The organism is Croceicoccus esteveae (genome assembly GCF_031846435.1).
Classification (GTDB): Bacteria; Pseudomonadota; Alphaproteobacteria; order Sphingomonadales; family Sphingomonadaceae; genus Croceicoccus; species Croceicoccus esteveae.
In genome coordinates this window covers 1-21,346 of the sequence record NZ_JAVRHS010000019.1, presented here as the reverse complement: position 1 = coordinate 21,346, position 21,346 = coordinate 1, and the positions used below count along the sequence as shown (strand labels likewise).

At 62.8% G+C, this 21,346-nt stretch carries 21 protein-coding genes and 1 pseudogene; 10 read left to right on the top strand and 12 right to left on the bottom strand.

Annotated elements, in window-relative coordinates:
• Positions 1–159 precede the first annotated feature (159 nt).
• The 3 genes from RM533_RS13370 to RM533_RS13360 are packed head-to-tail and all read right to left on the bottom strand — an operon-like array spanning position 160 to position 2,677.
• Positions 160–996, bottom strand: coding sequence for a DpnII family type II restriction endonuclease (locus RM533_RS13370; protein ID WP_311341729.1), 837 nt, complete (start codon positions 994–996; stop codon positions 160–162).
• On the bottom strand, positions 996–2,102 hold the full coding sequence (locus RM533_RS13365) for a DNA adenine methylase (RefSeq protein WP_311341728.1): 1,107 nt from the start codon (positions 2,100–2,102) through the stop codon (positions 996–998). The genes RM533_RS13370 and RM533_RS13365 overlap by 1 nt, the downstream gene beginning before the upstream one ends.
• Complete coding sequence (locus tag RM533_RS13360) at positions 2,099–2,677, bottom strand: recombinase family protein (protein ID WP_311341727.1); 579 nt, start codon at positions 2,675–2,677, stop codon at positions 2,099–2,101. The genes RM533_RS13365 and RM533_RS13360 overlap by 4 nt, the downstream gene beginning before the upstream one ends.
• A gap of 275 nt (positions 2,678–2,952) precedes the next feature.
• Here RM533_RS13360 and RM533_RS13355 point away from each other — a divergent pair, with 275 nt between their 5' ends.
• The 4 genes from RM533_RS13355 to RM533_RS13340 all read left to right on the top strand — a co-directional run bounded on the left by RM533_RS13355 (position 2,953) and on the right by RM533_RS13340 (position 6,740).
• Complete coding sequence (locus RM533_RS13355; protein ID WP_311341726.1) at positions 2,953–3,558, top strand: hypothetical protein; 606 nt, start codon at positions 2,953–2,955, stop codon at positions 3,556–3,558.
• A gap of 36 nt (positions 3,559–3,594) precedes the next feature.
• Positions 3,595–4,704, top strand: a complete 1,110-nt coding sequence (locus RM533_RS13350) for an XRE family transcriptional regulator (protein ID WP_311341725.1) — start codon at positions 3,595–3,597, stop codon at positions 4,702–4,704.
• A 29-nt stretch (positions 4,705–4,733) separates the two neighbouring features.
• Entirely contained in the window at positions 4,734–5,219 is a 486-nt protein-coding gene (locus tag RM533_RS13345; protein ID WP_311341724.1) for a DUF6998 domain-containing protein, read from the top strand.
• A gap of 345 nt (positions 5,220–5,564) precedes the next feature.
• Positions 5,565–6,740 (top strand): zinc-dependent alcohol dehydrogenase, encoded by a 1,176-nt coding sequence (locus tag RM533_RS13340; protein WP_311341723.1) that lies wholly within the window; start codon positions 5,565–5,567, stop codon positions 6,738–6,740.
• Between the two features lie 124 nt (positions 6,741–6,864).
• On the opposite strand, the gene RM533_RS13335 is transcribed toward RM533_RS13340, so the two are convergent.
• Complete coding sequence (locus RM533_RS13335; protein ID WP_311341722.1) at positions 6,865–8,763, bottom strand: sensor domain-containing phosphodiesterase; 1,899 nt, start codon at positions 8,761–8,763, stop codon at positions 6,865–6,867.
• A gap of 183 nt (positions 8,764–8,946) precedes the next feature.
• On the opposite strand from RM533_RS13335, the gene RM533_RS13330 reads away from it, so the two are divergent.
• Complete coding sequence (locus tag RM533_RS13330) at positions 8,947–9,126, top strand: hypothetical protein (protein ID WP_311341721.1); 180 nt, start codon at positions 8,947–8,949, stop codon at positions 9,124–9,126.
• Positions 9,127–9,142: 16 nt separating this feature from the next.
• On the opposite strand, the gene RM533_RS13325 is transcribed toward RM533_RS13330, so the two are convergent.
• Entirely contained in the window at positions 9,143–9,865 is a 723-nt protein-coding gene (locus RM533_RS13325; RefSeq protein WP_311341730.1) for a DUF6118 family protein, read from the bottom strand.
• Between the two features lie 6 nt (positions 9,866–9,871).
• Positions 9,872–12,787: a Ti-type conjugative transfer relaxase TraA gene (gene traA, locus RM533_RS13320; RefSeq protein ID WP_311341720.1), complete on the bottom strand. Its 2,916-nt coding sequence runs from the start codon at positions 12,785–12,787 to the stop codon at positions 9,872–9,874.
• Positions 12,788–12,955: 168 nt separating this feature from the next.
• On the opposite strand from traA, the gene RM533_RS13315 reads away from it, so the two are divergent.
• The 4 genes and pseudogenes from RM533_RS13315 to RM533_RS13300 all read left to right on the top strand — a co-directional run bounded on the left by RM533_RS13315 (position 12,956) and on the right by RM533_RS13300 (position 15,373).
• A complete protein-coding gene (locus RM533_RS13315; RefSeq protein ID WP_311341719.1) occupies positions 12,956–13,279 on the top strand; it encodes a conjugal transfer protein TraD in 324 nt (107 codons plus the stop codon).
• Between the two features lie 19 nt (positions 13,280–13,298).
• Positions 13,299–13,541, top strand: a complete 243-nt coding sequence (locus RM533_RS13310; RefSeq protein ID WP_311341718.1) for a conjugal transfer protein TraD — start codon at positions 13,299–13,301, stop codon at positions 13,539–13,541.
• Positions 13,522–13,806, top strand: coding sequence for a hypothetical protein (locus RM533_RS13305; RefSeq protein ID WP_311341717.1), 285 nt, complete (start codon positions 13,522–13,524; stop codon positions 13,804–13,806). The genes RM533_RS13310 and RM533_RS13305 overlap by 20 nt, the downstream gene beginning before the upstream one ends.
• Positions 13,806–15,373, top strand: a pseudogene (locus RM533_RS13300) (type IV secretory system conjugative DNA transfer family protein). The gene RM533_RS13305 and the pseudogene RM533_RS13300 overlap by 1 nt, the downstream one beginning before the upstream one ends.
• A gap of 517 nt (positions 15,374–15,890) precedes the next feature.
• On the opposite strand, the gene RM533_RS13295 reads toward RM533_RS13300, so the two are convergent.
• Genes RM533_RS13295 through RM533_RS13290 form a run of 3 tightly spaced genes read right to left on the bottom strand, consistent with a single transcriptional unit; the run spans position 15,891 to position 17,826 of the window.
• Positions 15,891–16,844: a replication initiator protein A gene (locus RM533_RS13295; RefSeq protein WP_311341716.1), complete on the bottom strand. Its 954-nt coding sequence runs from the start codon at positions 16,842–16,844 to the stop codon at positions 15,891–15,893.
• A 43-nt stretch (positions 16,845–16,887) separates the two neighbouring features.
• Entirely contained in the window at positions 16,888–17,175 is a 288-nt protein-coding gene (locus tag RM533_RS13745; protein WP_432265085.1) for a ribbon-helix-helix domain-containing protein, read from the bottom strand.
• A 3-nt stretch (positions 17,176–17,178) separates the two neighbouring features.
• The gene (locus tag RM533_RS13290) at positions 17,179–17,826 is read right to left on the bottom strand and encodes a ParA family protein (protein ID WP_311341715.1); all 648 of its coding nucleotides are present in this window, start codon (positions 17,824–17,826) and stop codon (positions 17,179–17,181) included.
• A 438-nt stretch (positions 17,827–18,264) separates the two neighbouring features.
• Here RM533_RS13290 and RM533_RS13285 point away from each other — a divergent pair, with 438 nt between their 5' ends.
• Positions 18,265–19,653, top strand: a complete 1,389-nt coding sequence (locus tag RM533_RS13285; protein ID WP_311341714.1) for an AIM24 family protein — start codon at positions 18,265–18,267, stop codon at positions 19,651–19,653.
• 112 nt (positions 19,654–19,765) lie between these two features.
• On the opposite strand, the gene RM533_RS13280 is transcribed toward RM533_RS13285, so the two are convergent.
• The 3 genes from RM533_RS13280 to RM533_RS13270 all read right to left on the bottom strand — a co-directional run.
• Positions 19,766–20,014 carry a hypothetical protein gene (locus RM533_RS13280; protein WP_311341713.1) on the bottom strand — a complete coding sequence of 83 codons (249 nt, stop codon included), beginning with the start codon at positions 20,012–20,014 and terminating at the stop codon, positions 19,766–19,768.
• A gap of 422 nt (positions 20,015–20,436) precedes the next feature.
• Positions 20,437–20,979, bottom strand: a complete 543-nt coding sequence (locus tag RM533_RS13275) for a hypothetical protein (RefSeq protein WP_311341712.1) — start codon at positions 20,977–20,979, stop codon at positions 20,437–20,439.
• Positions 20,980–21,060: 81 nt separating this feature from the next.
• Positions 21,061–21,346 (bottom strand): hypothetical protein (locus RM533_RS13270; RefSeq protein WP_311341711.1); only part of this gene is annotated, 286 nt, incomplete at its 5' end.

Here is a 21,346-nt window from a genome sequence, read left to right as displayed (position 1 = left end):
CATCGTCTCCCATGCTGCGATCACTTCAACCATTGTAGGAGGCACTGCATTCTGCGCACGCGCGCCTACGATCATGTCATAGGCAAATACCTGTCGTTCAGTTCGCTTCAGCATCCCTCCCCCTTTAGTGTCATGACTTCGCGGTCACTGCCTTCAAAGCTAGAGCCCCATCGAGCCCTTCAGGCTTTGCAAGTCATCTAAAAACGCAGCCTGCATCTTCGTGGTGTAGATGCGGGCAATCTTCCCCTGATTTTGACGATCGATGATCTTTTTCAGGTCAGAAAGGCGGGCCGCCCAGGTTGAGCCGTCCGTCACGAACATGAGAGTCGTGTCGTGACGTTTGGCGTCGATGATCGCGTCCAGGTCGCCGATGATATCGGTCATCTTTGAGCCGGTCGCGTTATAGCCCTTCACCTCGATCACGATGCGGGGTCGGTTTCGGTCAGGGATCGCGATATCGCATTTGGCGGTTTTGCCGTCAGCGCCGGTGAAGGTGCAGCGCGTCTCATAGGAGTCGCCGAAAACCTCCCGGACCAAAACCTCGGTGAAGTCCTCAAGGCCTCTGCCTCGCTTCTGCCCCTGAATGGCGGATCCCCGGCCGGAGCGCAGACGCTCCTTGAGGATATCGCTCCATACGGGCTGATAGTTGATAGTGGCCGCCATCTGCATGGGCAGGCCAAGGCTGTCGAGAGCATCAAGGAAGGCCTCCCGCTCGGCCTTATAGCGCTTGGCTCCTATGCCGCCTGTCGGCAGCTTCTCGGTAAGCGCCGTCGTCATTGAGTCCTTAGACATCATGAGGAACAGGCGCGCGCACAGGATCCCGCGATCGAAACCCTGATCCAACATCGCCGCGACGTCATTGCGGTCGTAGCTTTCCTTGACGGGCAGCTCTGCCAGGAGTGCCATCGCTTCGCGCGCCGCGTCGTCCATCCAATCGACAGTGAGTGGACTTAGGCTGGTCTTGATCTCGTCCAGCGTCTGATCGCGTACTTGCATCAGTGTCCCACGATCAGATATTCGGTTACGGCCGCGCGCTCAACGCCCCCATGGGTGCCGAAATGATAACGATGTGGCTTCTCAAACACGCGGACGCTGCTCTTATGCTTGCGCATCAGCGTCTCAAGCTGGTCGAGGTCAGGAAAGCCGTTTGAGCTATAGGACAGCACGATCTGACTTTTCGCGAAGCGAGCGAACATACGGTCGAAAGCATCAATGGCCGTGCGGCGATAGCTAAACGGCGTGTAGCGCTTCGCAATCTTCTTCACCTTCGTCTTCTCATCAATCGGCAGGCCCTGCCAGTAGCAGGACAGCCCCTCAAGGAAGTGGTAGCGTTTGACGTAGCAATTGTCGTCGGCACGCGGGACATAAGGCGGGTCGAGATAGACGAGGTCGACCTTACGGCGCGGCAATTCGAAAAGGTCCGAGCGCAGCGCCTGGTTCTTACGGCCGTTGTCGAACACGGCCGCGTTGTAGATTTCAATCTGTTCGAGAAAATGCTCCTCCAGGGAAAGGCGCAGATCGCGCCGGCCGTCGTCGTAGTGCGAAAGATCGCCCGAGATTGTGAACACTCCCCGCGGCTGACGCTTCAGGCAGGAGCGGAACAGGGCCGCATAGGCGAGCGCCTGCTGATGCGGATCCTGTAGCTGGCCGATATTGCCCGATACGCGGTCGAGGAATTGCAGATCAGGGCGCGTGTAGAACACGCCGTTAAAGGTTTTTTCGATGAAATGATGCGTCGCCGGTGTGGGGTCGATTAGGCGGGCGATCGCCTTCCCATCGAGATGCGTGCTGTTATTCTCGATCGTCGCACGGGCGACCGTGCTGGTGAAGTTCAGGAAGTCCGACGCGATGACGCGGCGATCCATTGCCTTCATCATGTAGGAGACGCATCCCGTGCCCGAAAACGGGTCCATGGCGCTCTCGAAATCCAGACCGTCGAGAACGCTATGGATCCACGGCAGGAGCCGGGTTTTCGATCCCATGTAGCGCAGCTCGGGATAGCGCCCTGCCCGTTCGGGCATCGCCGGCAGGACCGGCTGGGGCTTCTTAGGCGTCGCCTTTAAGGTGACGACGTTCGATCGAATTTTCAGTGCCTGAGTCATGCAGCCCCGCCCATGACGGCGCTGCGGCCGCCCGGAATATGCCGGTAAAGAGTTGAGGGTGCGGTGCCTAGCTGCTGGGCGACCTCCTCAACGGTGATCATCGGATCCGCGAGCATGGCCTTTGCCCGCCTGATCTGCGCCTCGTCGAGTGCCTTCGGCCGGCCGCCACGACGATTTGCGGCGCGTGCCGATGCAAGGCCGGCATGGGTACGCTCAAGCATCAGCTCCCGCTCGAACTCGGCAACAGCCGCGAAAACGTGAAAGATGAGACGGCCTCCGGCCGATGTGGTGTCGATCTGCTGTGTAAGGACGCGCAGCCCGATCTCGCGGGCGTTCAGGTCGGCCGACGTTTCGACGAGCTGGCGAACGGACCTCGCTAAGCGGTCCAGCTTCCAAACGACGAGCGTGTCTCCTGCCCGCATGTAATCAAGCGCAGCCTTCAGCTCGGGCCGGTCACGGCTTGCGCCTGACAGCTTTTCGACGAACACGCGGTCGCAGCCGATAGCCTTAAGGGCTTCGATCTGGGCCGCTGGATTTTGATCGCGAGTGGACACCCGCGCATAGCCGACAAGCATGTTGCCTCCTGAAACTCATAACAGGATGCGCAGATTTGAGGGGAACAAACAAGGGATAGTTCTAAGAGATAGGACCGCCCTCCTCTGCTCTCTTGCAACCTCCCGGAGGCGTCCTCCCGAAACCCCTCGTTTTTCGGAGACTTTCGGCCTTCGTCAGAACTGAACATCCAACTTAAGCAGACCTCCATGCTCTTCCTACCGGCTCGCAACCACATGGTTGACAGAATGACGATTGGTTGACATTTTAACGGAAACGCCAAGCTGAAGGGGCGAGTATGCGTCCGTGGGACTACAATCCGGAGCTAACTGAAGAGCGCCTGATCCGCGTGGCACAGCTCATCGAGCGAGGCCGCAACGATGCCGTCGATAGGCACGAACCGGCGATCGGCGGTGATAGTTGGACCAGAGGCGTATGCGCTTACAGCTATGCCAAGCACCAGATCATACAGGCAGCCGGCACGTCGGGCTTCGAATGGCTCGGCGTCATCAATGACGGCATGCGATTCCAATTCAGCATCGGCAAAGTTCCGATGCGGTTCTGGCGCGGCGACTTCGCCGAACCCTCTGATCGGATTGCTACCGCCACCCCGATGGAACAGCTGCTACTAGAGTTGGAGCCGGGTGTTCCCACTGCGGGCGTTCTGTTCCGCATGGGTCTGACGACCGACGAGGAAGGCGCGATGTTGGAGGCGTGCTTCGCGGCGTTACGCAACGGTGCTGCCGAGACGATCTGGCCGATCTCACTGGCCGATGCCGATCCGCTGGTGGTTATGCTTGACGATGCCCGACCCGAGGGCCGCGAACTGCCGCCTCCTGCCATCGGTGATCGCAGTGAGGACGATGCCGCCGATGGCGACGCGAAAGAACGCTCCGGTCGGTGAAGGAATTGAACGAGGTCACTCAGCCGGATCCCGGCCATGCATGAACGCGTCCCCACTGCCGACTTCCATGGCGACAGGCTCCGCTTGGCTCGCATGTTGGCGAGCCTTTCGCTGGACGAGCTGGGCGGCATGGTGGGCGTCAGTCGCCAATTCATCCACCGGCTAGAGAACAATACGAACGAGCCAACAGGCGAGCTGCGGGCGGCGCTAGCCGCCGCCCTGGAGGTCACGCCGGGCTTTTTTGCTTCACCGGTCGTCCGCCCGGTGCGGGAAGACGACTGCCATTTCCGTCGTCTCGCAACGGCACCGCGGACGATCCTGGCGCAAGCTGCGGCTCGCGGAACGCTCGTCGAGGCCCTGGTGGATGCCTTGGACAAGCGGCTGCAACTGCCAGCTGTCGATTTTCCGGACGCCGTAAATCCAACCTTGATGGAGGAAGTGGAAGGGATTGCGGAAGAGGCTCGTCGCCATTGGCATCTCGGGCTGGATGCGCCGATCACCAGCATGACACGCGTTGTCGAGAACGCCGGCGCCGTGGTCGTTCACTTCGATGATATTTCCGACCGTATCGATGCCTTGTCCATCGCCCGCCGACGCCCGCTTATCGTCCGGTCGAGCGCCAAGACGGCAGCGGTTCGGCTCCGTTTCGACCTTGCGCACGAAGCCGGCCACTTGGTTATGCACCAAGGGATCATCACTGGCGACAAAGTGACGGAGGATCAGGCACACCGCTTCGCAAGTGCCTTCCTCATTCCACGGGCGGCCTTTGCCAAAGAGTTTCCACGGACGCGCCGGATGCTCGATTGGACTGGGCTATTCGCCATGAAGCGGCGCTGGAAGGTGTCGGTACGTGCAATCGTTCGCCGGGCTTTCGACCTTGGCCTGATCGATGCAGCACAATATCGCACCGCGAATGTGCATCTCGTAAAGTCGGGTCAAGCCAAGGCTGAAAAGTACGACGATGTGATCGAACCAGAACAACCGGAACTGCTTCATTCAGCACTTAGCTGGCTTGCTGATCGGGATTTGGTCGGCCTTCACCACATGCTTGATGATCTGGGAGTAGCTGAACCTCTGTTCGCGCGCATGACGGGCTTTGCAGTACCCTCATTACCGTCGAACGTCGTCCGCTTTCCGGCGGCATAGGGCTTGGAGGAACGTAGGCCATTTTACCGATGACCGAGAGCACCCAAACCCGCCGCGTCCGCGAAATCCTAGCGGCGGTAAAGCCGCTGGCTGCGGAATATTACCAGCTCACGGGCAAGCCGCTGGGTGTGACCGGCGAGGTCGCCGAATATGTGGCGGCGGAGCTTCTGAGCCTGGAACTCGCTCCGCCACGGACGAAAGGGTACGATGCTATCCGGCACACTCCGCACGGTCCGGTCCGGGTCCAGATCAAGGGGCGGGCCTATGGCGAGAAAGCGAACCCTAGCCAGCGGCTCGGCACAATCAAACGGGATGCTGACTGCGACACCGTGCTGCTGGTTTTGCTCGACAATCTGACCCTCGAACCGCGCGAGATGTGGGAGGCGCCTTACAGCGCCGTCGAGGACCGACTTGCCGTTCCAGGATCGAAGTCGCGGGAAAGAGGGGCGCTCGGTGTGTCGGAGTTCCAGAAGCTCGCCGATCGCATCTGGCCCGCTTCTGACACGGGATTCTGACACCTGTAAACCCGCGTAAAAGCTGGAGGTAGCCGCCGATGTCAAATCCGACCGGTTTTGACCTTCAACAAACCACCGTTTTCCGGACATAGATTGGCGCACGGGTTCTTTGCGGGTCGCGCCAATTAGCAGCTCGGGCTCGGTTTTGAGAGTCGGGGTGGGCCGCGAAACGGCCGTTTTACGAACAGTTTGAGCCTGATGTCGCGGGTGAGCTCGCCGATCGCTGCCCGAAAATGGCTGCTCGTTCACGGATCCGACAGACGGGAACCATGCCGCAGCCCAAGGCATTGAGCGCCTTAGACGAGGTCCTTACGACGGGGACGTCCGATTAGATGGGGAAACGACATGCGCGCACTATGCTGGCACGGTAAGGGCGATGTCCGGGTCGACACCGTCGCGGATCCCGAGATCAAGCACCCGCGCGATGCGATCATCAAAATAACCGCCTGCGCGATCTGCGGGTCGGACCTTCACCTGCTGGATGGATATCAGCCTACCATGGAGGCCGGCGACATCCTCGGCCACGAGAACATGGGCGAGGTCGTGGCGCTCGGGTCCGAGGTCACCAACCTCAAGATCGGGGACCGGGTGGTGGTGCCGTTCACGATCAGCTGCGGCGATTGCTGGTTCTGCAAGAAGGGTCTGTTTGCGGCCTGCGATCGGACCAATCCGAACGCCGAGATGGCCGCCAAGGCGATGGGCCATTCGCCCGCCGGGCTGTTCGGCTTCAGCCACATGCTGGGCGGCTACTGCGGCGGCCAGGCGGAGTATCTCCGCGTGCCGATGGCGGATGTCGGTCCGATCAAGATTCCCGACAACGTTACCGATGAGCAGGCCCTCTTCCTATCGGATATCTTCCCGACCGGCTACATGGCCGCCGAGAATGCGCAGATCGAGCATGGCGACACCGTCGCGATCTGGGGCTGCGGTCCGGTCGGCCAGTTCGCCATCCGCTCCGCGCTGATGATGGGCGCCGGCCGCGTGATCGCGATCGACGAGGTGCCCGAGCGACTCGCCATGGCGGAGGCCGGTGGCGCTGAGACGATTAACTTCGCCGAAACCGATGTCTATGACGAGCTGCAGGCGCGAACCAAGGGCCGGGGCCCCGACAGCTGCATCGATGCTGTCGGCTGCGAGGCGGCCGCGCACGGGGCGGCGGACGCGGTCATGGACAAGGTGAAGGCAAGCATGATGCTCGCCACTGATCGCGTCCACGTCCTGCGGCAGGCGATCATGAGCTGCCGCAAGGGCGGCACGGTCTCCGTGCCCGGCGTCTACGTCGGGATGGGTGACAAGCTTCCGATCGGTGCAGCGATGAACAAAGGACTAACGATCAAGCTCGGCCAAACCCACGTGCAGCGCTATACTAGACCGTTGCTGGAAAAAATCGTCGCGGGCGCGATCGACCCCAGCTTCGTGATCACCCACCCGGCCAGTCTTGAAGACGCGCCAGAAATGTACGCTAAATTCCGCGACAAGGAAGAAGGTGTGATCAAGGTTGTTATGCGCCCGCACGGCTGATTGGCGGAATAACCGGGAACAGGACGCTTATCGATGCCGATCGACACCGCCGCTGTGGAGCACGTGTAGCGGCGGTGTCGATCAGCTTGCGACCAAGTATGTCGGCAGACATAGGCAGCTGCCTTTAGCCGAGCGTGTCGCCTGGTCGAGTAGATCGCTGGCCTGAGCCGGCGAGAGCGGCTTTGCGAAAAGATAGCCCTGGATCGCGTTGCACCCGGCTCGGGCCAGGATGTCCGCCTGCTGCTGCGTCGGATGCGGTGGCGGTCCTCAGCGGCAAACTGCACGAAGCGACCAACCACTGCCGGAAATCCTCCGCCTCCATTGGTCGTGCGAAGTGGTAGCCCTGTGCTTCCTCGCACCCCATCCCGGCCAGCATCGTCGCAGCGGCGGCGCTCTCAACGCCTTCGGCAACGACGCGGTAGCCCAGATCGTGCGAGAGGGTGATTATTGAACGAACAAGGGCTTGGTCCCGCTCTTCCTCCGCTAGGTGCCGGATGAATGACTGGTCGATCTTGACCACCCGCGCCGGTAGGCGCTGGAGATAGGCAAGGCTGCTATAGCCCGTGCCGAAATCGTCGATTGCCAGCGGCACCCCGGCGGCTTTCAGCTCGCGAAGCTGCGTCATGGCGCGACCGCCATTCTCCATCACGGCACTCTCCGTCACCTCCAGCTCGATCGCATCCGGGCGCAGCCGGTGCTTCAGGAGATAGAGCTGCACGCGTCCGGCGAAGTCGCTTTCTTCGAGATTGGCCGCAGAGACGTTGATCGAAAGCTGAAGGTCGAGTCCCTCTTTCCGCCAGGCTGCAAGCTGTCGCATGGCCGTATCAAGCACCCATGCGGTAGTGGGCTTCGCAAGCGAGGTCTGCTCGATGATCGGAATGAACTCTCCGGGTGACACTTCCCCCAAGCGAGGATGCTTCCAGCGGAGCAGCGCCTCCGCCCCGACGCACTGCCCCGAGGCGACATCGACCCGCGGCTGAAATACGAGCCTGAGCTGACCCGGCTGGTCGAGCGCGGCACCAAAATCGTTGAGGAGCGTGAACCTGCGGCCGTGAACGCGGTCCTCGTCGGGTGAGTAGAGGCTAACGGCGTTCTCTGACGCACGGGCGTCCTGGGCGGCGCTATAGGCGGTGCGCAGCACGTCGCGCGGGTCCGCCTCACCAAGAATGACGGGCGTGACGCCAATCGCGGTGGTCATGGCGAACCGAACGACGGAAGCATTCTGGGCTGTCGCCAGCATCGAGCGGAGCAACGCCAGATATGCGTCCCGCTCCGGCTCAGGCGGGGACAGGAACGCAAACTGCGTTGCAGCGACATGGTAGGCCGTTCGTCCGGGGCCGAGTGCTGCCCGGAGCGACCTGGCGGCATCCTGCACCATGTCATCGACGAACGAAGGCCCCATCACGCGCAGGCCGTTGTTGAGCTGGTCGTTACGGGCAAGGTCGAGCAGCACGGCATATCGCCGCTCGCCAGGCGCATCCCGACCAAGGTCTTCAAGATCGTCGAGAAACTGGGTGCGGTTGGTAAGGCCGCTGAGGGGATCGATGCGCCCGAATGCGTGCTGCATCTCGATCTGCGCCATGACCATATCGGCCAGATCGCTCAGGCCGGTCATCTCCACCTCAGACACCGTTCGCGGCTCCGTGCCGAGCACACAAAGCGAGCCGAGGCCGAATCCTTCGCGGGTAACGAGCGGAACGCCAGCGTAGAAGCGAACTCCTGTTTCCGCCAGGAGGCTCGTCGCATAGCAGTTGTCGGCGAGAAGGTCGGGGATGACCAGCACCTCGGTGGTCTCCGCCACCTGCGCGCACGGTGCCTTGTCGCGCGGTATGGAGCTATGTTCGACCCCGACACGCGATTTGAACCACTGCCGGTCCCGATCGGTCAGTGATACCGCCGAAATAGGCAGATTGAAGATCTGGCTCGCCATGCGCGTGATGCGATCGAAGCTCGCGCTCGGAGGCGTGTCGAGCAGGTTCAACTGGTATAGCGCGTCAAGTCGCGCTTCTTCGTCCTGTTTCACGATCCGTCCCTCTTCGCCCCCAAGACTAGACGGCGAGTCGATACCAAACCGCTAACACATACACGCTCCAAGGGTTTTGGAGTCGACTCGCTTACGCAACAGTCATGGGCTATTGTTGTGAATGCGGGCGGGGGCGCACGCACCGGGACATGGCGCATGGCGCTGATCCAAGGAGCTGCGATAATGGATCAGGCTACAACTGACTATTACGCGAAACGCGAGCAGCAAGAACGCGAGCTGGCCGCGTCTGCGACCGACCCATCAATTGCAGCAATTCACCTGGATATGGCAGAGCGCTACGCGAAGCTGGTGCATGCCGACTCGAATCCTAAGCGCAAAGAGCTTGGAATCACGAACGGCTAGAAACTGCGTAATCTACTTATGGCCTTACCTTGACGGTGCATCGCACCGGTTCGTCCGCCTTGGTCGCGGCCCTGCTGCATCCCTCGATCGTTTCGCGATTGGCCGTCACGATTCTGTCGCCGGCGACGATCGCGCGGAACGCGGCCGGGCTGGCGCTCTGCATCATGCGCTGCCCGCCTTCCCACATCGGCATGTCGAGCGTCCGCGCCGCGATGCGCTCAGGCCAGTGCCAGTTCGCCGGCGCGATCTTGCGCGCGACGAGACCCGGCACGATCGCCCATGCGAGGATGCCGATCGCTGCCCCGCCCAGCCCAAACCATAGCTGCCGGTTTCTCTGATCGGCCCGTGTCCACGCGGACCCGGCGACAGCGCGAAGCTCGGCCATGACGCGCGCCTTGTCCTCGCCCGCCTTGGCGAGTGCCGCCTGATCCTCACGGCGGGCGGCGTTCCCGGCCGCCGCGATCCGCTGCGCCATCTGCTCGGGTGTCATCGCCAGCGCCGGACTGCGTGCGATCACGTCGTTGATGACCGCGATCCGGTCCGCCGTGGCGTCCACGCCCTGCTGCATCCGCCCCAGCGTCTCGGAATAGTCGGGAACGTCGATATGCGCCCGCTCGGCCGCCAATCCTTCGACGGCACGGCGTAGCAACGCCAGCTCTCGGTCCTGGCCTTCGATCACGGCGCGTAGCCGGTCGAACGCCTCTGCGGGATCACCACCGTCCTGAATATCGTTGTCCATCGTCACCTACCGGCTCATGCCACGGTCGCGGTCGCGGCCGATCGTGACCGACTGCGCCAATTCCTGCCCGATCGACCGGCCCCGCTCCATGTTCAACGCCAGCTCGGGCGCGCGACGCCGCAACACGGATTCGAGCTGCGGGTCGCGGCGCAGCCCGCCCGCCATGCTCTCCATGCGCTCGCCGATCTTCTCCGCACCCGCATGGTCACCGGCACGCTCCATGCTAGCCTGTGCCTCCTTCATGCCCTGCCACTGCTCCACGAACCGGCCCGCGCGCTTCTCTGGATCGGTGCGGACCTGGCGCTCGGTTTCCATCGCCTTCGCCGCGCCGCTGGTGTTGCCCCTTGCGGCCTGCTCGATCAGCTTCGGATCGCGCGCCAGCGCCGATGCGAGGTCGCGTGCGGCATGGGGCCGGACCTGGTCGAGCGCGTCGCCTGCCTTCGCCAGTGCCTGTTCCTGATGCGCCAGCACCGGCAAACCCTTCTCCAGCATCCGGCCTATGTCGGCACCGGCACGCGCATAACGCTCGATCGCCTTTGCCTGCGAGGGTGGAGGTGGGCGGTCGGCCGCGCTGCGCTCCGGCGACGTCGCCCGCTCCGCTGCCGGTTTCGGCCGGAAGCCGGCAAACATGCCCCTGGCCTTGTCGCGCACCTTCTCCGCCACCTGGCGCGCGAGTTCCGGGAACCGGATCTCGCGCCGATCGGCGAACGCGCGGGCCTGGTCCTGCTCGGGCCGGGTGTAGTCGCCCGCCATGTCCTTGCCCCGGTCGCGCGACAGGGCGCGGACAAGCTGGCGCTGGTCGGCGAAGTCGTCCCGGCCATAATGGAGCTGCATATCGTCACGGTGCCGCGACAGGCCGACATAGGCGCTGTGCCGGTCCATGCCGGGGGTGGCGAGGACGTGCGCCCGATCGACCGTCACGCCCTGCGACTTGTGGAACGTCGCCGCGTAGCCGTGATCGACATGGGCATAGTCCTTCGCGTCGAACGCGACGTGCGCGCCACTGTCGAGCCGAACCTTCATGCCCTCGGCCGATACCTGCTCGATCGTGCCAAGCGTGCCGTTCTTGACCCCTAGCGACCGCTCGTTCCGCAGGAACATCAAGCGGTCGCCGCGCGCGAACGCGCGCGTTCCCCGGTCCGCGCTGAACGTCACGTCGTCGCCAAGGTCGCCGGTCGCGCGAAGTCGGCCGCGCGCCTCCTCGTTCAGCTCGCGGACCTCGGCGTTGGTGTGGGTGAGGATGACGCGGGATTTGCCTGGCTCGGCCTGTCGCGCACGATCCCAACCATCCACCAGCTCACTCCGCGCCTGCTCGCGCGTGTCGGCCGCGTGAACCATGCCGCGGCCATCATAGGCGTCCAGCGCCTCGGCCGTGCGGCCGGTGGCGAGTGCGCGCGTCGCCTCCTTCTGCCAGTCCTCGCGCTGCCGGCGAACTTCGGTGATCTCGGCCGCGCCGTGCCGTTCGGTGACGCTGCGGAACGCCGCGCCGGCCTCGATCGCCTGCAACTGTTCGGGATCGCCGACCATAACGACCTTGGCCCCGGCATCGCGCGCTTGGCTCAACACCCGCTCCATCTGACGCGAGCCGATCATGCCCGCCTCGTCCACCACCAGCACGTCGCGCGGGCCTAGCTGCTCGCGCCCCTGTCCCCATGCGTGTTCAAGGCTGGCGATGGTGCGGGACTGGATGCCGGACCCGCCCTCAAGATTCTCGGCCGCGATGCCCGACAACGCCGCCCCGCGCACGGTGTAGCCCTGCCCCTCCCATGCCTCGCGCGCGACGCCAAGCATCGCCGATTTGCCCGAACCGGCGTAGCCGACAACGGACGCCAGCCCTGCGTCGCCGGTGACATGATCGAAGGCGTCGCGCTGCTCCCCCGACAGAACAAGGCCACGCTCCTCGGCCTTGGCCGTAGCGGCGTCGCGGTGCCGATCGGCGACGCCATGCCCGGTGCGGCCCGCCAGCTCGTCGCCAGCGCGCTCAAGCCGGTTCTCCACCGCGACCATGTCGCGTGACGTGAACCGCTCCTGGTCGCGGCCGTCCTTCCCCAATGCGACCAACTCGGGGCTGGCGCGCACCGCCCCCATCACCTGGTCGAACTGCTCCTTGCCGTCGCTATGCCGGAACGCGAACGTCGCAAGGTCGCGGACGGTGAACGTCGCTTGGCTGCGCGTGATCGCGTCCAGCGCGACATTGGGATCGGCGATGATCTTCGCGCCGTTCTCCCGCGCGATGCGGGTGTGATCCTCGATCCGCTCCGCCTCAAGCCCCTGCTCCGGCCGGCGTGATGCTGCGGGTCCGATCTTGTGCTGCGGCTCCAGCGCGATGCCCTGCGCCTCATAGGAGCGGTGATCGATCCGGCCCTCAAGCCCCAGCTCGGCCATGCGCTCGTTGACATGCGCGCTCCATGCCTCGCGCCAGTCCTTCAACAGCTCGGTGCTGTTCCAGTCCCGGTTCTTCTTCCCGAAGCCGTCCGGTCCCACGTCGCGCATCGTCATCATCACATGCGCGTGCGGCTTGGGACTGCCGTCCTTCGCCTTGTCCCAATGCACGTTCAGGTCCGCGACCATCCCGCGATCGACAAACTGCGTCTTCACGAAATCGCGAGCAAGCTGGATGCCCTGCTTCTCGTTCATCTCGCGTGGAATCGAGAACTCCACCTCGCGGGCAAGCTGCGCGTCCTTGCGCTTCTCGCCCGCCTCCACCTCGTTCCACAGGGTCGTGCGATCGTTTAAACGCTCCGGTGCGCCCTTCGGCAACATCACCTCGGAGTGGATCACGCCCGCCTTGTTGCTGAAATCGTGATCGCGGTTCAGTCGATCATCGTGCAGCTCCGACGCGGAACGATAGGCGGCACTCGCGACGGCGCTCGATCCGTTCGCGCGGCTCACAACCTTGGCGGAGAAGTGGTAGATCGCCATGACGCTCCGCACACTGCCCTACTTAGCGCACGTCGGCAACGACGTATAAGCGCGCACTCATCATCCGCTCCGCTCCTGCTGATTGACTTCGCCCGTTCCCGTTGTGGGTTGCCTGTCCGCTCTCGTTTGCTAGGCTGCGGTAAATCCGGTGCGGAAGGAGAAAGCACCATGCGAAAGGTGCGCGACTATGACGCGGAGTTGAAGGCGCTGGAGAGCCGCGCGAAGGCGATCAAGGCGCGCCGCATCGAACAGCTCGGCCAGCTCGTCACCGCAACCGGCGCCGACGCGCTCGACATGGAAACGCTCGCTGGCGCGCTGCTCGATGCCGTCGCCATGAAGGATGCGGAAGCGAAGGAGGCGTGGCGCGCGAAAGGCGCCGCCTTCTTTCAGCGGCGCGGGCGCAAAGGTAGCCGGACTGCTGGCGGCAACGGCGACGGCGGGAACGCGCAACCGGGCGCTGATCCAGCGTCTGGAAGCGGCGCGGCGTCGTAGCGATACGCGAGGCTGGGTCGTGCAACGCCGCGAACGCACCCGCCACCTGATCGAGCTGGGTGGCCTCGTCCAAAAGGCGGGCTTGGTCGAACTCGCCGATGATGATCGCGCGACCATCTACGGCGCGCTGCTGGAACTGGTCGGCAAGGCGCGCGGCGACGACGCCGGCGACACGCTCGCGCTATGGAAGCGGCGCGGCAAGCGGACATTCGACGCGGAAACGGAAGCGACGGAGAGAGGCGATGGCGCTCCTGGATATTGAGGCGATCCGCGGGCAAATCCGGGCCCTGGATTTCGTGCGCGGCACCCCGGCCGAAGTCGCCATGTGGCGCGACGACGATGCGGACTCGCGCGCCAATCTCGCCATCGAAGGCATGGCGCTGGAAACGGACGAGCACCTGCTGTTCGACATGCTGCGCGATGAGGCGGTGCCCCCTGCCCTCGCCACGCAAATCATCCTCAAGCTGCTCGGTCATCCCGATGCCGATCCGGCGTTGGCGATCACGCCTCTGGAACAGGTCGGCTGATGGCGGGGCCGCTCATCGGCGGGCGTCGGCCGATCAGCTGGCGGCTCGCGATCGTCGTCTCGTTCGTCGCAGCCTATGCGACCGCACGATGGCTGGAAGGCATCTTCGGCGTCGGGCAGATTTCCGGCACGGTGTCGTTCCTGGTCCTGGTCGGCCTGATCGGCGCGACCTGGTGGATCAACAGCCGCGCCGGCAACCGTCGCAATGAGCTGCTGGGCTCGGCCCGGTTCGGCGACCGCGCCGACGTGCGCAAGCTGGAAGCGAACGGCGATCTCCTGATCGGTCGCGCCAAGGAGTCGGGAAAGCTGCTCCGCTATGACGGCGCGGCCCACCTGCTGACGATCGCACCCACCCGATCGGGCAAGGCGTCGGCACGATCATCCCCAACCTGCTCCTGCTCGATCGCTCGGTGGTCTGCATCGACCCCAAGGGCGAGAATGCCCGCGTCACGGCCCGTGCGCGGGCCAGGAAGGGTGCTGTATGGTGCCTGGACCCCTTCGGCGTCTCCGGGCGTCCTGCGGCCCGCTACAACCCCCTAGCGCAGCTCGACCCGGCGAGCCCGGACCTCGCGGAAGATGCACAGACGATCGCCGACGCGCTGGTCCATGACGCGCCGGGACAATCGGGCGAGGCGCACTGGAATGAGGAAGCCAAGGCGCTGATCGCCGGCATCATCCTACACACCGTCGTCCACGCCCCCCCTGCCCGCGCCACGCTGGCGACCGTGCGCGACAAGCTCACCCGCGATCCCGCCGGATTCGCCGCGCTGCTGGCAGACATGCAGGCCAGCAGCGGCGCGCATGGCCTGATCGCACGCGCCGCCAACCGTCACCTCGGCAAGTCCGATCGCGAGGCCGCCGGCGTGCTGTCCTCGGCGCAGCGCCACACCCACTTTCTCGATAGCCCGCGCCTGGTCGAAAGCACGTCCGCCTCCGATTTCCGCTTCGCGGACCTCAAGGAGCGGCCCGGGACCGTGTTCCTGTGCCTGCCGCCGGATCGGCTCGATACCTATGCTCGCTGGCTGCGGCTGCTGGTCGCGCAGGCCGTCACCGATATGGCGCGCTCCCCTGCCCGGCCGGAACGCTCGGTGCTGTTCCTGCTCGATGAGTTCGCCGCCCTCGGCCAACTGGAGCCGGTGGAGCGCGCGATGGGGCTGATGGCCGGCTATGGGCTCCAGCTGTGGCCGATCCTCCAGGACATGCACCAGCTCCGCGCTCTTTACGGCGAGCGCGCCGGCACGTTCATGTCCAATGCCGGCGTGATCCAGACGTTCGGGGTCAACGATCACGCCACCGCCGACATGCTCTCACGCACGATCGGCGACACGACGCTGGAATATGCGACCCTCAGCACGTCGCGCGGCACGGGCTGGGGTGACAATCGCGCCGGCCCTTCGGAAAGCGTCAGCACGCATGTCACGGCGCGGCGGCTCGTCACGCCCGACGAAATCATGCGGATGCCGGTCGACACGCTCCTGTTGCTGCGCCAGGGCGAACGCCCGCTCTGGGCCAGCAAGGTCCGCTACTATGACCAGCGCGAGTTCGCCGCCCTGTTCGATCCGGCGTGATCGCACACACCGGCCGGGAAGATTGAAGGCGAGGTTTGAGGTAGCGCCTCACCGCCCATCTCCGCTGGCGGAACGCTGAAGGCACACACCGCCGGTTTCGCTTGGCTTCTTTCGGAAGCCCTGCGGCCGATAGGCCGCTCTGGTGACGGCGTTAGCCGGCACGGATCGAGGACGCATTGGCCGTAGGCCAATTCCGCGTGCCCTTCTCAGGGCTGCGCTTTTGGCTGAGCCCTGTCGTTAAGAGATTCTGTTAAATAGGAATCGTTAAACAAGTTAAGCCTGTGGGAAAGCGAAAGTACGTCTTTCTCTCCAATCACTTACTGTGTTGCCCGGTGGGTGAAACCACGTGATTCGGTGTGTGATCCCACGATAGCAGGGTGTGTGAAACCACGAACGAAAGGTGTGTGATCCCACGATAGGAAGTGGCTCCAGATTGCCCTTCTCGGGCGGCTATCGGTCCATGATCCGCGTCACGCTGCCCGCCCTTCCTGAGCTGCGGTGTGTGAAACCACGATAGTCAGGGGCGGCGTGCGAGGCGGTCCATAAGGTCATCAACCTCTGTGGTTCTCCGGCGATCGGCATCCAAGCGAGCCCGCCGTTCCTGCTCTGCCTGGAGTTGTTCAGACAGCGCCAACGCCTCCGCCTCCCCTCTCAACCGGAACATTACGGCCGGACTGCCATCTGCGGTCGTCGCCATTTCCACCGCATAATCAGGAAGCTGGTTTGCCTCGATGATCTTGCGCAGCATCCGGTTGAACTCTTTGGGCTTGCTGTCGCTACCGGTCTTGTCGCGCAACACCTCGACCCGGCACGTCCACCCACCTCGCTGGTTGCCAGCGTGCTTGCGGGCGATGCGATAGAGCGCCCGCTCCAGCCCTCCGGAAAGCAGGAAATAATCGGGATGCATGGTGAGCAGCGATCGCTCCGCCATGATGCCTTCATAGACCCAATCGGACAGAGTGATGGTCATACCACGGGGCTGATCGGTGTCGGGGTCCACTTCCAAGGTCCATTTATCGAGCCAGTTGAAGCCCGCCTTGCTGCGCCGCTTGGGTGCGCGGATGGACGTGGAGATGGACGTGGTCTGTAGCCGTTGCAGGGCTGCTTGCAGCTCCTGGTATGCCCTCCCGCTGGTATCGCGCTTGATCGCTCGCAAAAGGTCGTAGGATGTGGTCTGGAGCGTCCTCGGAAGGTCGTTGATCCCCCGCTCACGCATTCGGTTAAGCGTGGAGGTGGCCCAGATGATAATATCGGCATCCCAGATCGTCGCCATGCCATAAGCCGGGATCGCTTCGATCTTCACCCAGGTCGCGCCATCCGGACTGGTATATTCGATCGGCTTGACCCGCTTGCGCTTCTGCAAGGAGAAGAATGGTCGCTCCATCGTCTCCCGCTGATCCTTGAGCGGAAGGTCGCCCATGATCGGCAGGAACAGGTCAAACTCCGAGTTGGGATCGCGCCGCTTCTTCACGGTTCAGACCTGCACCTGTGCATGTGTGCAATCTTGCACATTATCAGCGGCCGAACTGCTGGTTAGCGTCATACTTGGCAACTAGCTCGGCAATGGCCTCCGCCAGCAAGTCCTGATGGCTGCGCCGCGTCCGTGCCGCCAGCACCCTGAATGCCTCCGCAGTCGGGTCTGCGGGATCAAAATAGGCCCCGAGATGATATTTGCCGGGGCGCCGTCCGCTCGATCGCGCCGCCGGCTGCTCCGGGAGCGGGGAAGGGCGAGACTCCGCCACAGCTTCTTGGTTCGGCTTTTCTGGTATCGCTGGGGCGAGAAGAGATGAGCGACGTGCCATATATCAAACCTTCACATCTGCAGGTGTGCAGGACTGCAATACTTCAAACAGGAATGCGCGGAGCAAAGCAATCTCCTGAGCGGCTTTTCCAGCAGGTTCATGCTCGATCACGCCCAGGCCGTAAGGCCATGCCGCACGATAAACGCTGCGCTCGCGCAGCACCGCCCGTGCAACCTTCAGCCCTGAAGTCTCAACCAGGGTACGAGCATCTTCTAACAGCGCTGTGGCGGTCGGCGGAGCGGCATTGAGCACGACATATGCGCTCTTTCCGGTGCTGCTGATGAGCTGGGCAGTGCGCTTGATCGCGTCCAAATCGACGAGGGAAGGGCGGCACGGGATCAGGACGAGATCCGCGCGCTGCGCCGCGGCGACGGCTTCTGCGCCAGCGGCGGGCGGTGTGTCGATGAGAGTAAGGGCAAAGCCGTTCGCCTCGGCCGCGTTGATAGCCTGATCCAACCGCCGTGCGCTGATCGGCTCGACATGAGGGAGTTCGGCCTCGCGCCGCTCACTCCACGCGGTAGCGCTTTCCTGGGGATCCAGGTCGAAAAGGGCGGTCTTGATGCCAGCCACTTGGGCGGCAACCGCGAGATTAACGGCTAAGGTTGTTTTGCCAACGCCCCCCTTCTGCGCCGCAAGTGTGATTATTTTCAAATGTGCACACCTTCAATTTTGTTTGGTTGATGTTATGCACATTTTCAGGTTAGCACAATCCCTTGTCATGCGCTGCCAAATCGCCTTTGCTGGGTGGGAAGGGGATGGGTGAGCGCGATCCGACAACTGTTCAACTGGCTTAGCCGCAAAGCGGTTTTATACGTCCTGCTGCTGATCGCGATCAGCATAAGCACAGTGCTTGTGCCATGGGCGAAGCAAGTCATCGCCGGAAGAACGCCGGCGCAAATGCGAGCGCAGGTACTGAGCCATGCCACTCAGGCAATAGCTGCCGAGCGAAGCCTTGCTGTATCCACGTTCAACCGCCAGGCGCAGGCATCGCGCACCAGCAGCGTTGCCGAGCTTGACGCACGCCTAGCCCGGCTTCGAAGCGAACGCACGACACTAAGGAACGAAATTGCTGGGGCCAGACCTCGCTGGATGCTTGCCATCACCGATCCCGATGCGGTGCTTCCGCTTGAGCGCAAGCGGCTGCGCCTCGGTTGGGTCAATCAGGAGCTGCCCGCGGTTGAGGCAGCGCGGGCAGCCGTCGCTAGCAATGGGGCAACGCTCACTGCGCTTACGGATCTAAGGGCGCAGCAGGCTCGCGTCAGCCAAGCCATCCCCAGGTGCAATGCCGCTGCGCGTGAAGTGCGTAGCTTTGAGGATCGTTGGCGATGGCGGCTGCGTAAGTGGTGGGATAGTGATGAGCACAAAGCGCTAATCGTATTGCGCGAGCAGCGATGCGCCACGGCTCGCCAAACGATGCGGCAACGAGATCACCTGCTGACGGTCGCACGCAGTAGAATTGAGGCTCGCCGACAGGCGAACGCCGCTTTTGAGCGAGCAGCCGTAGCCACCAGCACCATTGAGCGCGTCGGGCGCGATCTGGGCGCCGATGCGGCCAAGGCCCAGATTGAATGGCGTGGCTCGCTACCGCAGAAACTACGTCTCTGGTCACAGCGGCTCGGATTGCCGTCGCTGCTGCGACAGGCTGCAATCGCGCTCGCAATCGTTATTGCGGTGCCCTTCCTCATCCGCATCTTTTGCTACTTCGTACTCGCGCCGGCAGCGATGCGGCGTCCAGCAATCCGCTTGCGCATACTAAGAGACGTCAGTGTTCCGATCCCACTCGCTGCGCGATCAACAACATCGGTCAGCGTGCGGCTTGCGTCCGGCGAGGAACTACTGGTGCGCCAGGACTACCTACAAACCACCAGCCATGCCGGGAGGAAGGAGACACAATGGTTTTTGGACTGGCGGCATCTGTTCACCAGCCTTGCCTCGGGCCTTGCCTTTCTGACCCGCATCCGGGGCGACGGAGAGGTGACGACAGTGTCGGCCGTGCGCGATCCGTTAGCGGAAGTCACGATCCTGACATTGCCTGAGGGCGCCTCATGCGTGGTGCAGCCACGCGCTCTCGCGGCGGTGGCGCAGCCGATCCACCGGCGATTGCGGGTCACCACCCAATGGCGGCTCGGCTCGCTCAATGCCTGGCTGACGATGCAATTGCGCTACGTCATCTTTCACGGCCCGGCGCGGCTAGTGATAAAGGGTGGCCGCGGCGTGCGGGTCGAGCATGCCGAACAAGGCCGCATTTTCGGGCAGGACCAACTCGTCGGCTTCTCCGCCGATCTCGCTTATTCGGTTACCCGAACCGAAACCTTTTGGCCCTACTTCTTTGGGCGCGAACAGTTGCTCAAGGATCGCGTGGAAGCGGGGTCGGGTGTGTTAATTATTGAGGAGGCTCCGTTGTCAGTTCGGCGCGGTGAGGTACGCCGCGGGATCGAAGGGCTGGTCGATGCGAGCATGAAGGCGTTCGGAATTTAACCCTACTGGTGCCCGCAAGCAAAAACGCGGCAGAGTACGGAAGTGCGAATTCTGGGACGGCGGGACATCTCGAAGCAAATGGGGGAGCCCGCCCGAAGGAGCAAACCCTTAATCAACCTGTGCTTGGCATGTTCAACGCATGAAAGCGATCACGCATACCCAAGACTTGGCCCTTCCATTTCAGCCATTCGCCAATGCGACCAGTCGCGTGAACGAGTGGCGCGGTCGGTGCCTTGACTCGTTTACGCGTGCTGAGGCCGCCGTAACCGAGTGCTTGATCGCTCTGGCGGAAGTGGAGGGGAAAGGGCAGCAGGTCCGGCTCCCGCATCTCGTCGGTCAACGCCTCGATGCCCTTGCCCAAGCAGTGGCTGCCGGTGGGCCGTTCGAAGCCGAGGGCACGGGCGCATCGTTAGCCCTTGAGCGCTTTCGCGTCCACGACAGCTTCCGCAATATGCTTTGCCATGGCGTCGGCAAGGTCACGCTCGATCCGCAAGGGACTTGGACGCTGGTGCTACGGCTAGCGGCACTGCGCTCACGGCGATTGTCTCGGGATACGCTGGCTCTAACCGAAGCCGAGGCCGAGCAGCTCCAGGCCGAGGTGGGCCGCGCATCGAAGGGACTGTGCTCCCGGCTTGGGCAGGTGAGGGCGCATGTTGCTCAGCGGTCAAAGCAGTGCGCTGCTGCCCCCTAAAGTCGCTAGTTGCCCCAGTGCTGTCGCTAAATTACTGAGTTCCGCGACAGAATCTCCGGCCTGCTACACCGCCGAGATGTGATGCAGGCGAGTCAGGCGTTCGGCCGATGGATCCGCTCTGCTAGGAAATACAGTCCGATCATTGTTGTCAGGACGATCTTTGCCGCAAACCAAAACGATAGAAACAAGTATCCGCCGCTTAACAGTTGATTGCAGGCCTCGCGCACGCTCACCCGAATGGTTGAGATTATTAATTCGTCGGGAACCTTGTTAAGAAACACCTTTGCGCTTGGAGCAAGCAGCTCTGCTGCTACAAACAGGAACACGGCCACAAACGATAACGCCGTCAGGTAGGAGAACATATGCGAGAGGAACATCCGAAAAGTGAGGGACACCTCTTCATCTCGCCCCTTGTTCTTAAAATAAGCTTTGGAGCGGGATTGGGCATCTCGAAATCCATCTCCTCCCGACTGAATGTCGCAATTGCAGAAAGCGCCGCAATATAAAATCCAGGAAGAATGGCGAATACGGTCAACATGTGCCTGCTGACGCTCCCGTCCCCGGTTAGTTGAGGCCGAACCGGAAGCAGCTCGCAAATAACTGAAAGAGCTAATCCAATTGCTAAAGGCACCCACGTCAGAAAAGGCTCAAGGTCCGGATGCTTTACCCTTCCGAAGGCGAATGCTCTCCTGATCTGATACCAGATCATAACTGACCTACGTTCGTTCGGCGCTGACGCGGACCTTCATCGCATCAGCTAGAAATGGTGCTAGGCTGACGCAGGACTCATCCATTGGAGGATTGATGCCCTGCACTGAATAGAACTTAATGTATTTCTGCTGCTCTGGCGTGCCAGTAGCGATATCATAGTCAATGGTGCGGGATGCGCCTGATGGGTCCTTGAACCGGATTTTCGCTGTTTGAAAATCCGTTTGCCGCGTCTGGAACGCGGCCAACATAGCGTTTACTCGGCCCTGGCGCGGTATAGCTTTGTCGACCTTG

Excerpts from the sequence above, each read along its gene's own strand:
- RM533_RS13370 (WP_311341729.1), bottom strand. The coding sequence starts at position 996 with ATGCAAGTACGCGATCAGACGCTGGACGAGATCAAGACCAGCCTAAGT.
- RM533_RS13365 (WP_311341728.1), bottom strand. The coding sequence starts at position 2,102 with ATGACTCAGGCACTGAAAATTCGATCGAACGTCGTCACCTTAAAGGCG.
- RM533_RS13360 (WP_311341727.1), bottom strand. The coding sequence starts at position 2,677 with ATGCTTGTCGGCTATGCGCGGGTGTCCACTCGCGATCAAAATCCAGCG.
- RM533_RS13355 (WP_311341726.1), top strand. The coding sequence starts at position 2,953 with ATGCGTCCGTGGGACTACAATCCGGAGCTAACTGAAGAGCGCCTGATC.
- RM533_RS13350 (WP_311341725.1), top strand. The coding sequence starts at position 3,595 with ATGCATGAACGCGTCCCCACTGCCGACTTCCATGGCGACAGGCTCCGC.
- RM533_RS13345 (WP_311341724.1), top strand. The coding sequence starts at position 4,734 with ATGACCGAGAGCACCCAAACCCGCCGCGTCCGCGAAATCCTAGCGGCG.
- RM533_RS13340 (WP_311341723.1), top strand. The coding sequence starts at position 5,565 with ATGCGCGCACTATGCTGGCACGGTAAGGGCGATGTCCGGGTCGACACC.
- RM533_RS13330 (WP_311341721.1), top strand. The coding sequence starts at position 8,947 with ATGGATCAGGCTACAACTGACTATTACGCGAAACGCGAGCAGCAAGAA.
- RM533_RS13325 (WP_311341730.1), bottom strand. The coding sequence starts at position 9,865 with ATGGACAACGATATTCAGGACGGTGGTGATCCCGCAGAGGCGTTCGAC.
- traA (WP_311341720.1), bottom strand. The coding sequence starts at position 12,787 with ATGGCGATCTACCACTTCTCCGCCAAGGTTGTGAGCCGCGCGAACGGA.
- RM533_RS13315 (WP_311341719.1), top strand. The coding sequence starts at position 12,956 with ATGCGAAAGGTGCGCGACTATGACGCGGAGTTGAAGGCGCTGGAGAGC.
- RM533_RS13305 (WP_311341717.1), top strand. The coding sequence starts at position 13,522 with ATGGCGCTCCTGGATATTGAGGCGATCCGCGGGCAAATCCGGGCCCTG.
- RM533_RS13745 (WP_432265085.1), bottom strand. The coding sequence starts at position 17,175 with ATGGCACGTCGCTCATCTCTTCTCGCCCCAGCGATACCAGAAAAGCCG.
- RM533_RS13285 (WP_311341714.1), top strand. The coding sequence starts at position 18,265 with ATGCTTGCCATCACCGATCCCGATGCGGTGCTTCCGCTTGAGCGCAAG.